The organism is Bradyrhizobium sp., assembly GCF_035484855.1.
Taxonomy (GTDB): Bacteria; Pseudomonadota; Alphaproteobacteria; order Rhizobiales; family Xanthobacteraceae; genus Bradyrhizobium.
On sequence record NZ_DATHOP010000207.1, the window covers coordinates 1 to 12798 of the forward strand.

Annotated in this window: 12 protein-coding genes; 8 read left to right on the plus strand and 4 right to left on the minus strand. The window is 61.4% G+C overall.

Translation table 11 applies throughout. The annotated features are described in order from the left end of the window. The coding region (locus VK804_RS23630; protein ID WP_325374732.1) for an EAL domain-containing protein at window positions 1-388 on the plus strand (388 nt) is incomplete at its 5' end. Between the two features lie 107 nt (window positions 389-495). Here VK804_RS23630 and VK804_RS23635 read toward each other — a convergent pair. Further along, entirely contained in the window at window positions 496-1050 is a 555-nt protein-coding gene (locus VK804_RS23635; RefSeq protein ID WP_325374733.1) for an ActR/PrrA/RegA family redox response regulator transcription factor, read from the minus strand. 340 nt (window positions 1051-1390) lie between these two features. Between VK804_RS23635 and VK804_RS23640 the strand changes: the two genes are divergently transcribed. The 3 genes from VK804_RS23640 (at window position 1391) to VK804_RS23650 (ending at window position 3280) form a co-directional block, all read left to right on the plus strand. Next, on the plus strand, window positions 1391-1663 hold the full coding sequence (locus VK804_RS23640) for a DUF1883 domain-containing protein (RefSeq protein WP_325374735.1): 273 nt from the start codon (window positions 1391-1393) through the stop codon (window positions 1661-1663). A gap of 54 nt (window positions 1664-1717) precedes the next feature. Continuing rightward, the gene (locus VK804_RS23645) at window positions 1718-2395 is read left to right on the plus strand and encodes a hypothetical protein (RefSeq protein ID WP_325374737.1); all 678 of its coding nucleotides are present in this window, start codon (window positions 1718-1720) and stop codon (window positions 2393-2395) included. Between the two features lie 351 nt (window positions 2396-2746). Then, window positions 2747-3280 (plus strand): hypothetical protein, encoded by a 534-nt coding sequence (locus tag VK804_RS23650; protein ID WP_325374739.1) that lies wholly within the window; start codon window positions 2747-2749, stop codon window positions 3278-3280. Window positions 3281-3364: 84 nt separating this feature from the next. Here the strand turns inward: VK804_RS23650 and VK804_RS23655 are convergent, their stop codons facing one another. Next, a complete protein-coding gene (locus VK804_RS23655) occupies window positions 3365-4702 on the minus strand; it encodes an ActS/PrrB/RegB family redox-sensitive histidine kinase (protein ID WP_325374741.1) in 1338 nt (445 codons plus the stop codon). 230 nt (window positions 4703-4932) lie between these two features. On the opposite strand from VK804_RS23655, the gene VK804_RS23660 reads away from it, so the two are divergent. The 4 genes from VK804_RS23660 (at window position 4933) to VK804_RS23675 (ending at window position 9168) form a co-directional block, all read left to right on the plus strand. Next, complete coding sequence (locus VK804_RS23660; protein WP_325374743.1) at window positions 4933-5727, plus strand: ABC transporter ATP-binding protein; 795 nt, start codon at window positions 4933-4935, stop codon at window positions 5725-5727. After that, the gene (locus VK804_RS23665) at window positions 5724-6542 is read left to right on the plus strand and encodes an ABC transporter permease (protein WP_325374744.1); all 819 of its coding nucleotides are present in this window, start codon (window positions 5724-5726) and stop codon (window positions 6540-6542) included. Before VK804_RS23660 ends, VK804_RS23665 begins: the two co-directional genes overlap by 4 nt. A 124-nt stretch (window positions 6543-6666) precedes the next feature. Next, window positions 6667-7995 (plus strand): polyhydroxyalkanoate depolymerase, encoded by a 1329-nt coding sequence (locus VK804_RS23670; RefSeq protein ID WP_325374745.1) that lies wholly within the window; start codon window positions 6667-6669, stop codon window positions 7993-7995. A 333-nt stretch (window positions 7996-8328) separates the two neighbouring features. Continuing rightward, a complete protein-coding gene (locus tag VK804_RS23675) occupies window positions 8329-9168 on the plus strand; it encodes a SprT family zinc-dependent metalloprotease (RefSeq protein ID WP_325374746.1) in 840 nt (279 codons plus the stop codon). 134 nt (window positions 9169-9302) lie between these two features. Here VK804_RS23675 and VK804_RS23680 read toward each other — a convergent pair whose 3' ends face one another. After that, a complete protein-coding gene (locus VK804_RS23680) occupies window positions 9303-11489 on the minus strand; it encodes a penicillin-binding protein 1A (protein ID WP_325374747.1) in 2187 nt (728 codons plus the stop codon). A gap of 317 nt (window positions 11490-11806) precedes the next feature. Continuing rightward, the coding region (locus VK804_RS23685; RefSeq protein WP_325374748.1) for an ABC transporter substrate-binding protein at window positions 11807-12798 on the minus strand (992 nt) is incomplete at its 5' end.

Consider the following 12798-nt stretch of genomic DNA (forward strand, 5'->3'; position numbering starts at 1 on the left):
CAGCGCGATCACCAATCTGCCCAGCGCCAAGCGCTTCATTCAGGCACTCAAGAAGCTGGGTTGCCGCTTCTCGCTTGACGATTTCGGCACCGGCATGTCGTCATTCTCCTACCTGAAACATCTCCCGGTCGACCTCATCAAGATCGATGGCAGCTTTGTAACGGAAATACTGAATAGCAAGATCGATCGCGCCATGGTCGAAATGATCGTTCATGTCGCCAGGGTGATGGGCAAGCGCACCGTCGCCGAATTCGTCGAGAGCAACGAGATTCTGGAAACCCTGCGTGAAATTGGCGTGGACTATGCCCAGGGCTATGCGATCGGAAAGCCGGCGCCTTTCGAGCGAGCGTATCCGCTGATCGCAAATGCCCCTCGGGAAGTCGCCTGAAGCATGATTCAATACAGTTGAATCATGCTCTCAAGACGCCAAGGCAAGCCATTTGAAATTCAAATCCGAAGTACGTCGCCGGCCCGAGCCGTTTGGGCCGGCGCGACCTAGCGCGGCGCGCGCTTGGCGAGGATGCGCTGCAGGGTACGGCGATGCATGTTCAGCCGGCGCGCGGTTTCCGAGACGTTACGGTTGCACATCTCGTAGATGCGCTGGATGTGCTCCCAGCGCACCCGGTCGGCCGACATCGGATTTTGCGGCGGCTCGGACTTCTCGGTGCCGCTGGCGAGCAGGGCTGCAACCACATCATCGGCGTCGGCCGGTTTTGAGAGATAATCCACCGCGCCCATTTTCACCGCGGTGACGGCGGTGGCGATATTGCCGTAGCCGGTCAGCACGATGGCGCGCGCGTCGGGGCGCTTGCGCTTCAAAGCCGACACCACGTCGAGCCCGTTGCCGTCGCCGAGCCGCAAATCGACCACCGCAAACGCCGGCGCCGCCTTGCCGATCTGCGCCAGGCCGTCGCTGACGCTGTCGCAGGATGTCACGGTAAAACCGCGGGTTTCCATGGCGCGCGACAGCCGCTCCAGGAACGGCTTGTCGTCTTCCACAATCAGCAGCGAGCGGTCGGGGTGGCCGGTCAGTTCGGCGATGGCGTTCACGAGAAGGGTCCATCCTTTGGTCGGGCACCCAAGATATGGCGTGGGAAAGTGGTGCTGCCAAGGCCGCACAAAGTAGTGCCAAACATGTATTCCGCTAAGGTAGATACGAGTTTTGCGGTTAGACGGTTGCGGATTGTGAAGAGGTGGACAAACCCGGAACATTTATTGCGCTGGGACCGAGAATCAGCATCAATCGCAAATAGAGCCGAGGCATTCCGTAGGAGTAACCCTCGGTCCTGCATATCAGTTGAGGGGCTGATCGCAGGCTTTGGACAGTAGCAGGAGCGATCCTGAGTCTTTCCATGTCGTCCAGATCGGCCCAGTTCCCAGGAGCCGAATCATGCGCTTCGTACACGCCCGTGAATACCTGAATGCTGGCGATGTCGTCGTCGTTCAATGCTCGCATCAATGCAATGTGCGAGTGATGGGTGATGCAGACTTTCGGAGTTTCAAGAACAATGGGGCTCACAATTACCACGGGGGTCATTTCGTGAAGCTGCCCGCACGAATTGTGGTCCCGCAAAACGGATATTGGAATATTACGGTCGATCTTGGCGGAAGCCCGTCGGCTTTCAAATATGGAATTAGCTATCTGAAATCCGCGATCGCATAGTTTTCGCTTTTGCGACGGACCTTGCGTCGGGAACGAAGAATTGGAGTTGGAGTGATGGTAGATATGGCCGCTATTTCGGGTCTCGCGTCATCTCTCAAGGCGGTCGGCGAAATCACGAAAGCAATGATCGGCATACGCGATGGAGCGATGCTTCAGGCGAAGGCCATCGAACTAAATGGAATAATCCTGTCCGCCCAACAGAGCGCGCTTGATGCCAATATTGCACAAGTTGATCTGACCCAGCGCATCCGCGATCTTGAAGCCAAGATTACCAAGCTTGAGAGTTGGGAGGCAGAGAAGCAGCGCTACGAACTCGCGGAAATCGGTGCTGGAGGTTTTGCCCATGTTGTCAAATCAGGGATGCTAAATGGTGAACCGATTCATTGCATATGCAGCGACTGCTACCAGCGTGGCGAAAAATCGATCCTTCAGATGACTCGGAACACATACGGTTCGGTGACCCTCGTCTGTCCCCGCTGTAAATGCAATGTTGAAGGTAGCGAGGATCATCCAGGCTATCCCTTGAAACGTGAGCATGCCCCAGACCCAAAGGAAAAGGCGCGTGCCGGACTTGAACTGTGTCCAATTTGCAGAACAGGAAGGCTCGCCATTATTTCGGTTGAACCCGACCCAATATTTGGCGACATGGGCGTACAGCAACGAAAATTGAGGTGCGATAATACATCGTGCGGTCACACTGAGAGCCGTCAACACGACCCGAGCCGCACCTAAGCGCCGATGCCAGACCCAATCTCAGCAGGATTTCTAGGCGCTGCTTACAGCTTTGCGTCCTTAGTTTGGGGATACATCAAGTGGCCAGCGAAACAAATTGCGCTGGCCTTCCGGTTAAATGCGAGAGTGGCCGAATTAGAGGAGAAGCTTGGCAGGCTAAGTGAAACGCCAGCAGCGCCATCGCCCTTTCGCAAGTGTCCTTACTGCGGAGAGCGGGACATGCGAATGCAAGATCGCTACCGCTTTAGGCACAGCCCATTTGATCGAGAGCGTTACTTTCACGAAAAGTGGCGATGTTATTCATGCGGCGCTATGGACGAAGTTAATATACCTGAGCCCGGTGGATAGTTTATGATCGATTGGAAGAAATACCGAGAGAGCATCGGTTATACGCAAGCCAGAGTATCGAAGGACGCCAAGGCGTGGCACTCCTTGGCTCTAGGCTACCGCGCGGCCGCGGAATTATTGGATGAGTTTCGAGATCGCATACCGTCCGATACCCGCCCATTCGCATTCAACGCGGCGCTCTCGATCGAGCTAATACTCAAAGCTATCCTTGCACAAAAGTGTATTGGCATTCCAAGCCGTGGGGACGGTCATGATCTTCTTGTACTGTCTGACAAGGCGTCGGTTATGTTAAGCGACAATCAGCGTCGAACGCTTGATCTCTTAACCGCAACGATCATTTGGTCGGGGCGATATCCTGCCCCGAACACCAAAACTAAGTGGGATGAGTATCAGGATATCACCTTTGAATCACATGTCGTTCGCACCACAATTGGAAACGTTAGCCGCGTCATGGCCAATCGCGATACATTTCCCGATTGGAACAATTACTCCAAAATTTGGGACGTGTGCGTTGCTGAATTTCGAAGATGTTCCTAGCTGTGGGCCGCTTGGAGCGCGTTTTCGGTGTGCGCAGCTAACGTTTCCCTTGGCCGAAAATGCTCTGACCGCCGCGAGCGTGATCTAAGAGTCCGGCTCGGCAGGCGTTTCGGCGGTCTCGAAGCGGTCGCGCGGCCAGGCGATCTGGACCACCGCGCCGTGATCCGGAAAGATCCGGTTGGAGAAGGAGACCTTGGCGCCGGTCCGCTCCAGCAGCGTGCGGGCGATGAAGACGCCCAAGCCGAGGCCCTGATGGTCGCCCTTGGGCTCGAGCGGGGTTTCCTCGGTGCTCTTGCGCCGCGACAGATAGGGTTCTCCAATCCGCTTGATGATGTCGGGGGCAAATCCCGGCCCATCGTCGGAGATCATGATCTCCACCGTCTCGCTGTTCCACCACGCATTCACCTCCACCGTGGTCCGCGCGAAATCGACGGCGTTTTCCAGGATGTTGCCGACGCCATAGAGGATCGCCGGATTGCGGCTGCCGACCGGCTCGGCTGCGCCGGCGACCGCGATCCGGACCTTGATCGTGACGCCGAAATCGCGATGCGGCGCCACGATTTCCTCGATCAGCGTCGACAGCTTCATGTGGTCGAACGGCGCGCCGGTCGCCGACAATTGCGTGATCTTGGCCAGGATGTCGCGGCAGCGCTGCGCCTGTTCCCGCAACGTCTTGATGTCGCCGGAAAGCTGGCTGTTGTCGCCCAGGCTCTTCTCCAGTTCGCGCGAGATCAGGAAAATCGTCGAAAGCGGCGTGCCGAGTTCGTGCGCGGCCGCCGCCGCTAGCCCGTCGAGCTGGGTGAGATGCTGTTCGCGGGTCAAGACCAGTTCGGTCGCGGCCAGCGCGTCCGACAGCTTGCGGGCTTCCTCGGTGACCTGGAACGCATAGAGGCTGGTGACCCCGATCGCCAGCACGATCGAAAGCCAGACGCCGAGCAGATAGATCGGCGGCAGCACCAGCGGATCATCGCTGTCCCATGGCAGCGGCAGATGGAAATAGACCAGCACCGAGGCGCAGGCGACGGCGAATGCGCCGAGCGCGATCGTCAGCCGCACCGGCAGCGCGGTGGCCGAGATCAGGACCGGGGCGAGGAACAGGAACGAAAACGGGTTTTCGAGGCCGCCGGTGAAGAACAACAGCCCGGCCAGTTCGGCGATATTCAATGCCAGCAGCGCGGCGGCATAGGCCGGCTCCAGCCGCTGCATCGGATTGAAGGCGGTCTGCAGCACCAAATTGAGCAGCGCCGAGAGGCCGATGATGGCGACGCAGGGAACCACCTCGACGTCGAATTCGAGCCCCTGCACCACGATGAAAAGCGCGACCAGTTGCCCGAGCACCGCAAGCCAGCGCAGCCGCAGGATCGTGTCCAGGCGGATATGGCGGCGCGGATGGCGAAAATCGGAGGCGGCGACGTCGGTCATGGCGGGCAGTCTAACGGCGTGACGTCCCGGCCACAAATTTGCTGAAGCGGGTATTGTCCGTCATGGCCGGGCTTAACCGTCCGAAGGACGGCGTCGCTTCCGCTCGCCTATGCCCGGCCATCCACGTCTTGTTTTTGCGAAGAAGCAAGAGAGACGTGGATGCCCGGGACGAGCCCGGGCATGACGACCTTCTTGCACTTGCCGCCGCAATGGCCCAATGAACGGGCCGCATGATGAATGACGGCGCAGCCATCTCCCCGATGCCCGCCGCCGATCCGACCCTATCGGCGGCGATCGAGGTCGCGCATCTCGTCAAGGTCTACAAGACCACCCGCGCAGTCGACGACATCTCGTTTGCCATCGCCCGCGGCAGCATCACTGGGCTGCTCGGCGGCAACGGTGCCGGCAAGACCACGACGATCGCCATGATCATGGGCCTGGTGCTGCCGACCTCGGGCAAGATAACGGTGCTGGGCGCCTCGATGCCCGACCAGAGCGCCGCGGTGCTGGGCCGGATGAACTTCGAAAGCCCCTATGTCGACATGCCGATGCGGCTCACGGTGCGGCAGAACCTGACGATCTTCGGCAAGCTCTACGCGGTCGATCGCTTGCGCGAGCGCATTGCGCAGCTCGCCGACGATCTCGATCTCGGCGACTTCCTCGACCGCGCCAACGGCAAGCTTTCCGCCGGGCAGAAGACCCGGGTGGCGCTGGCGAAAGCGCTGATCAACCAGCCGGAATTGTTGCTGCTGGACGAGCCGACCGCTTCGCTAGATCCCGATACCGCCGACTGGGTCAGGCAGCATTTGATGGACTATCGCAAGGCGCATGGCGCGACCATCCTGTTGGCCTCGCACAACATGCTCGAGGTGGAACGGCTGTGCGACCGCGTCATCATCCTGAAGCGCGGCCGCATCGAGGACGACGATACCCCCGACGGCATCATGGCCCGCTACAACAGGGAGACGCTGGAGGAAGTGTTTCTCGACGTCGCGCGCGGCCGCGTTCGGGAGGCCGCGCCATGACCGGCCTCGCGCTGCCTCTGGATATCTCGCCGCATCGGATCGGCGCGATGATCCTGCGCTACTGGTATCTTCTGATGTCGTCGTGGCCGCGGCTCTTGGAACTGCTGTACTGGCCGGCGCTGCAGATCATCACCTGGGGTTTCCTGCAGAGCTACATCGCGCAGAATGCCGGCTTCTTCGCGCGCGCCGGCGGCACCCTGATCGGCGCGGTGATCCTGTGGGACATCCTGTTTCGCGGCCAGCTCGGGTTTTCGATCTCGTTTCTCGAGGAAATGTGGGCGCGCAACCTCGGCAACCTGATGATGAGTCCGTTAAAGCCGATCGAGTTCCTGATTTCGCTGATGGTCATGAGCCTGATCCGGCTCGCGATCGGCGTGATTCCGATGACGCTGTTGGCGCTGTTTCTGTTTCACTTCAATTTCTATGGCATCGGGCTGCCGCTGATCGCCTTCTTCTGCAATCTGATCTTCACCAGCTGGTCGGTCGGGATTTTCGTCTCTGGGCTGGTGCTGCGCAACGGGCTCGGCGCGGAGAGCATCGTCTGGACGCTGATGTTCGGCATCATGCCGCTGGCCTGCATTTACTATCCCGTAACGGTGCTGCCGCACTGGCTGCAATATGTCGCCTGGTCGCTGCCGCCGACCTACGTATTCGAGGGCATGCGGGCGCTGTTGATCAACCAGGTGTTTCGAACCGACCTGATGCTCGATGCGCTCGCCATCAACGCCGTGCTGCTGATTGCGTCATTTGGGATATTTCTTGCGCTTTTGCAGAGCGCCCGCCGCCACGGTTCGCTGCTCGGGGGTGGCGAATAAGTCACTTATCCCAAGTATTTGAAGAATCTTCGACTTGTCCGGCACGGTAGCTATACCGATCTCTGCATTGACGCATTATTACGCATTCGGCACTATGCTGCGCTGCAAAGGGATTGAGGATTAAATGCCGATTGGCGAGTTTGGCGGCGCACCGCCCCTGGTGGACGAAGGCAGTCCGGCGCTGACCACGCCGATGTACTGGATGTACGAGATGGCGCAGGCCTCGCTCAATCCGGCGCGTGCCGTCACCGACGCGACCAAGATCCTGTTTCAGAATCCGCTCAATCCGTGGTCGCACACCGAATTCGGCAAGTCTGTCGCCGCCGGCTGCGAATTGTTCGAGCGCACCACCCGCCGCTACGGCAAGCCCGAATGGGGCATCAACGACACCGAAGTCAACGGCGTGCGTACCCCGATCGAGATCCGCACCGTGTGGGAAAAGCCGTTCTGCAGGCTGTTGTACTTCGATCGCAAGCTCACCCGCCCGCTGCGCTTTCCGCAGCCGCGGGTGCTGATCGTGGCGCCGATGTCGGGGCACTATGCGACGCTGTTGCGTGGCACGGTGGAGGCTTTTCTGTCGACCCATGAAGTCTACATCACCGATTGGTCCGATGCCCGGATGGTCCCGCTCGCCGCGGGCCGTTTCGATCTTGAAGACTATGTCGACTACGTCATCGAGATGCTGCATGTGCTCGGCGGCAACATGCACGTGATCGCGGTGTGCCAGCCTTCGGTGCCCGTGGTGGCGGCGGTCTCCATCATGGAAGCCGAGCATGACCCCTATGTGCCGATCTCGATGACGCTGATGGGCGGCCCGATCGATACCCGCCGCAATCCCACCGCCGTCAACAACCTCGCCGCCGAGCGCGGTATCGACTGGTTTCGCAACCACGTCATCACCAAGGTGCCGTTTCCGCATCCGGGCGTGATGCGCGACGTCTATCCGGGCTTCCTGCAGCTGTCGGGCTTCATCAGCATGAATCTCGACCGCCATACGGACGCCCACAAGGCCCTGTTCAAGAACCTGGTGAAGGGCGACGGCGACCTGGTCGACAAGCACCGCGATTTCTATGACGAATATCTCGCCGTGATGGACCTGTCGGCGGAGTATTATCTGCAGACCGTCGATACCGTGTTCGTCAAGCACGCGCTGCCGAAGGGCGAGATGACCCATCGCGGCAAGCCGGTCGACCCCTCGAAGATCACGCGCGTGGCGCTGATGACGGTGGAAGGCGAAAACGACGATATCTCCGGGCTCGGCCAGACCGAAGCAACCCATGCGCTGTGCAGTTCGATTCCCGCCCACCGTCGCGTGCACTACGTGCAAAAGGGCGTCGGGCACTACGGCGTGTTCAACGGTTCCCGTTTCAAATCGGAGATCGTGCCCCGCATCTCCGATTTCATGATGTCGGCGGCGAACCCGAGGCCTTCACTCGCCGCCGCGGCGGAATGAGCGCCGAACCGTATCGATATCTCCGTTTTTGAAGGCGCGCCCCGGTCTGCCTTGCCGAATATCCGGCGTCAAATGGACTTTCGGGTGCGAATCCGAGCCGATCGCCGGTTTTCCCGGCGTGATCGGCGAAACGGGCCGCAATCGGCCGCCGATTCGACCGACCGGCTAACCCCTTGAATAGGCCTCTGGAAATGGCGATTCACGCGTCCCGAAGGAATGAGTTCGAAATACACAGCTTGAGCGGCCATTAGACCGGGGTTTAGGGCCGAAATTATTCGATCCAGCCCCTTCCTGTAGGGCCTGATTTTCGAACAACCCCTGTATATTGGGCAAATGATTTGTTTTTGCGCCGAGCGATTTCACTGGCGGCGGATGTGGCAGAATCCGGGCGAGCTTCTCATCCCCGGACTAGCAGACATGGCCACTCGCGCCCTCCTTTATCGGCGGCCTTACGAACCGACTCGACTTTTGGTCAAGCACGGCTCGCAAATCTATTCGGTTCGGCTGCGCCGGCACCGGCGCGCGCGCCGCTACACCTTGCGGATTCACCCGAGCGACCGCGAAGCGATCCTGACCATGCCGCCGCGCGGCACCATCGCCGACGCCAAGGATTTCGCGCAGCGTCACGGCGGCTGGATTGCCGCGCGCCTCGGCCGCTTGCCGAAGGCTGCGCCCTTTCTGCCGGGTACCGTGGTGCCGTTGCGCGGCGTTCCGCACCGGATCGTGCATCGCGCCGGCCAGCGCGGCACGGTGTGGACCGAAATGCGCGACAGCGGCGATCGGATTCTCTGCGTCGCCGGCGGTCCTGAGCATATCGAGCGGCGGGTGCTCGACTATTTGAAGCGCGAAGTGCGCCGCGACCTGCAGAAGTCCGCGCAGGCTTACGCGGCTGCGCTGGGCGTGCGGGTGAAGCGGCTGTCGATCCGCGACCAGTCGAGCCGCTGGGGATCGTGCACCTCGGCCGGCTCGCTGTCGTTTTCCTGGCGGCTGATCCTCGCCCCGCCTTATGTGCTCGACTATCTCGCGGCCCACGAGGTGGCGCATCTGGTCGAGATGAACCACTCCGCGCGATTCTGGCGGGTGGTCGCCAAAGCCTGCGGCCATGTCGAGCGCGCCAAGGCCTGGCTCGACACCCATGGCAACGATCTGCATCGTTACGGGATCCAGGACTAGCGAGCTTCGCTCGTGTCCCGGACGCGGTGCAGTCGTAGCCCGGATGGAGCGAAGCGCAATCCGGGACCGGCCGATCCCATTGTTAGATCTGCCCCGGATTTCGCTTCGCTTCATCCGGGCTACTCTCGCCCTGTCTACCGCCCGAACAGCCGGTCCATCAGCCAGCCGTCCAACCCGCCTGCGGCTTCCGGCCGCACCGACGCTCGCGTCGGCGCCGGCCGCACGGCCGCGCTGGCGGGGGTGTTGGCCACGGGCGCGCTCACCTGCGAAGCAGCCTGCGCGATGTTGGCAAAGAAGCCGCCGCCTTGCGAGCCCGGCAATGGCGCGGGCGCGATGCCCTGATGGGCGGCTTTCATGAATCGGGTCCAGACTTCCACCGGCAATCCGCCGCCGGTGGCCTTCTTGGTCGGCGAGTTGTCGTCATTGCCGAGCCAGACGCCGCAGACGAGATTGGCGGTGTAGCCGATGAACCAGGCATCGCGGAAGTCCTGGCTGGTGCCGGTCTTGCCGGCCGCCATCCAGCCGGGAAGCTCCGCCTTGTGCGCGGTGCCGGACAGCAGCGTCTCCTGCATCATGGTGTTCATGGCAGCGACGTTGCGCGGCTCGATCACCTGGCCCAGCTGATCGGGCTGCCGTGCGTACAAAACCTTGCCGTCGGCGGTGCGGATCCGCGTCACGACATGCGGGGAGACCCCCAGGCCGCCGTTGGCGAAGGGCGCATAGGCGCCGACCAGTTCGAGCACGGACACTTCGGACGTGCCGAGCGCGATCGAGGCGTTGGGATCAAGTTTTGAGGAGATGCCAAGCCGGTGCGCGGTGCGCACCACGTTCTTCGGCCCGACTTCGAGGCCGATCCGCACCGCAACCGTGTTGAGCGACATGGCCAGCGCCTGCGTCAGGGTCACCGCGCCGAAATATTCGCGGCTGTAATTCTCCGGCTTCCAGCCCTTGACGTCGAGCGGCGCATCCTGCCGGATCGTCTCCGGCGTGAGACCTGCCTCGATTGCGGTGAGGTAGACGAACGGCTTGACCGCCGAGCCCGGCTGGCGCTTGGCCGTGACCGCGCGGTTGTACTGGCTTTCGGCGTAATTGCGGCCGCCCACCATGGCGCGCACCGCGCCGTCGGGCGTCATCGCCACCAGCGCGCCCTGGCTGACATTGAACTTCACGCTTTTTGCCGCGAGTTCGTCGATGACGGCGGATTCGGCGGCGCTCTGCAGTTTCGGATCGATCGTGGTCTCCACCACGATGTCCTGGTCGATCTGACCGACCAGATCGTCGAGCACTTCGCCGATCCAGTCCGCGACGTAGTTGACGGTGCCGGCGCCCGCCGCCTTCACATTATAGGAGGGATGGCCGATCGAGGCCTGCGCCTGGGCTTCCGTGATGAACTTGGCATCCGCCATCGCGGCGAGCACGGTCTGCGCGCGTTTTTCGGCGCCTTCGGGGTTGCGGTTGGGCGCCAGCCGCGACGGCGACTTGACGAGGCCGGCGAGCATCGCGGCTTCCGCCAGCGTGACATTCTTGGCGGACTTGCCGAAATAGCGTTGCGCCGCGGCTTCGACGCCATAGGCGCCGGAGCCGAAATAGACCCGGTTGAGGTAGAGTTCGAGAATCTCGGCCTTGCTATGCTTGCGCTCGAGCCAGAGCGCGAGTTCGGCTTCCTGCAGTTTCCGCTGCAGCGTGCGCTCCTGGGTCAGGAACAGGTTCTTGGCGAGCTGCTGGGTAAGCGTCGAGCCGCCCTGCGAGACGCCCCGGTGCAGCACATTGGCCACCGCCGCGCGCAGGATGCCGAGCGGATCGACGCCGTAATGCGAATAGAAGCGGCGGTCTTCGATCGCGATGAAAGCCTTGGGCAGATAGGGCGGCAGGTCCTTCAGCGCGATATTGCTGCCGGCCATTTCGCCGCGGGTTGCCAGCACGCTGCCGTCGAGGCCGGTGATTTCGATGTTCGGCGGCCGCTTCGGGATTTCGAGCGACTGGATCGGCGGCAAATGCGCGCCGGCCCAGACCACGGCGCCGACGATGGCGATTCCCGCCCAAAGGCCGAGCACCGCGCCCCAGTAGAACAGGCGCGCGATACCGCCGCGCGCGCGGCCGCCCGATTTGCGCTTGCGGCTTGTTTGGCTCACGCGCGGCTTTCTTGCAGGCGGAGGATCGTCATCGGCGTCCCGGGTCTCGCGCCTGGGGGCACGTTTCTTCGGCGTCTGGTCGTCGGCGGCAATGCGGTCCTGCGGACTGAGGCGTAATTCCGATAGCGCTGCGGCGAGCCCGAATTGCGGCTCCTTGCGTCCGCCGCCCTTTTTCCGTCCCCACGCCATACCCAAAACGCCCGTACCGTCAGATGCGGGAGATTAGCCGGCGGGGTTTAAGGGCACGTAAAGCGATGGTTAAGGCTGATGCGGCGGCGGGCGCGCAAGCTGTTGGGAAACAAGAGTTCAGCGACTCTTAACCCTACCATCGGCGCGAAATCTCCCAGTCTCGTCATGGCCGGGCCATAGCCGTCCGAAGGACGGCGTCGCTTCCGCTCGCCTATGCCCGGCCATCCACGTCTTTCTTGTTTCCGGACCCAAAGACGTGGATGCCCGGGACAAGCCCGGGCATGACGATTTTGAGTCAGTTCGATCAGGTGTCGATATCAGCCGGCGGGGCCGGTGTCTTCGAGGATTGGGCCGAACAGTTCCCATCGCTCGCCGTTGAACTTCATCATCTGCAACTGCTTGTTGACCCGATAGTCGGTCGGCGACGTGTTGGCGACGATGCCCGGCAGCGACAGGTCGAGCTGAACGTTCTTCAGGCTGGTCGCCTGCTTCATGATGTTCTCGCGGGTCAGATCGTCGCCGCACTGCTTGAGCACGTAGATCAGCAATTGCGTTGTCGAGTAGCCGTAGGTGTTGAAGCTCGAATCCTTGTCGCCGTCCGGGTAGTACTTCGCCATGAATTCGAAAAACTTCTTCATGCCGGGATCGTCCTTCCAGGTCGGATCGAGCGGATCCTTGCCGTAGTTGACGCTGATCACGCCCTTCGAGGCGTCCAGACCCGCCGGCTTCATCACCGCGCCGACCGAGGTGGCGTTGATGTCGAGGATGTGCACGGGGTGCCAGCCGAGTTCGGCGATCTTCTTGATCGCCTGCGCCGCCTGCTTCGGCGTCGAAGCGCTGAAGAACAGGTCCGCGCCCGCGTCCTTGATCTTGAGGACTTGCGAGTCGATGGTCGGGTCGGAAACTTCATAGGAAGTTTCGGCCACGATCATGGTCGCGGCTTTGTCGCCGAGGCCGGCCTTGATGCCGTTCAGGTAATCTTTGCCGAGGTCGTCGTTCTGATAGAGGATGCCGATCTTGGCATTGGGGTAGTTCTTGATGATGTACTGGCCGTAGATGCGGCCCTCGACGAAATAGTTGGGGTTGAAGCCCATCGTCCAGGGGAAATTCTTCGGGTCCGTGAACTTCGACGCGCCGGTCGCGGCGAACAGCTGCGGCACCTTCTTCGAATTGAGGTACTTCTGGACCGCGGCGTTCGACGGCGTGCCGAGGATCTGGAAGGTCAGCAGCACTTCGTCGCTCTCGACCAGCTTGCGCACCTGCTCGACCGCCTTGGGCGGGCTGTAGGCGTCGTCATACTGGATCAGGT

Coding starts and splice junctions, on each gene's coding strand:
- VK804_RS23680 (WP_325374747.1), bottom strand. CDS start 11,489: ATGGCGTGGGGACGGAAAAAGGGCGGCGGACGCAAGGAGCCGCAATTC.
- VK804_RS23655 (WP_325374741.1), bottom strand. CDS start 4,702: ATGACCGACGTCGCCGCCTCCGATTTTCGCCATCCGCGCCGCCATATC.
- VK804_RS23640 (WP_325374735.1), top strand. CDS start 1,391: ATGCGCTTCGTACACGCCCGTGAATACCTGAATGCTGGCGATGTCGTC.
- VK804_RS23650 (WP_325374739.1), top strand. CDS start 2,747: ATGATCGATTGGAAGAAATACCGAGAGAGCATCGGTTATACGCAAGCC.
- VK804_RS23665 (WP_325374744.1), top strand. CDS start 5,724: ATGACCGGCCTCGCGCTGCCTCTGGATATCTCGCCGCATCGGATCGGC.
- VK804_RS23670 (WP_325374745.1), top strand. CDS start 6,667: ATGCCGATTGGCGAGTTTGGCGGCGCACCGCCCCTGGTGGACGAAGGC.
- VK804_RS23645 (WP_325374737.1), top strand. CDS start 1,718: ATGGTAGATATGGCCGCTATTTCGGGTCTCGCGTCATCTCTCAAGGCG.
- VK804_RS23675 (WP_325374746.1), top strand. CDS start 8,329: ATGATTTGTTTTTGCGCCGAGCGATTTCACTGGCGGCGGATGTGGCAG.
- VK804_RS23660 (WP_325374743.1), top strand. CDS start 4,933: ATGATGAATGACGGCGCAGCCATCTCCCCGATGCCCGCCGCCGATCCG.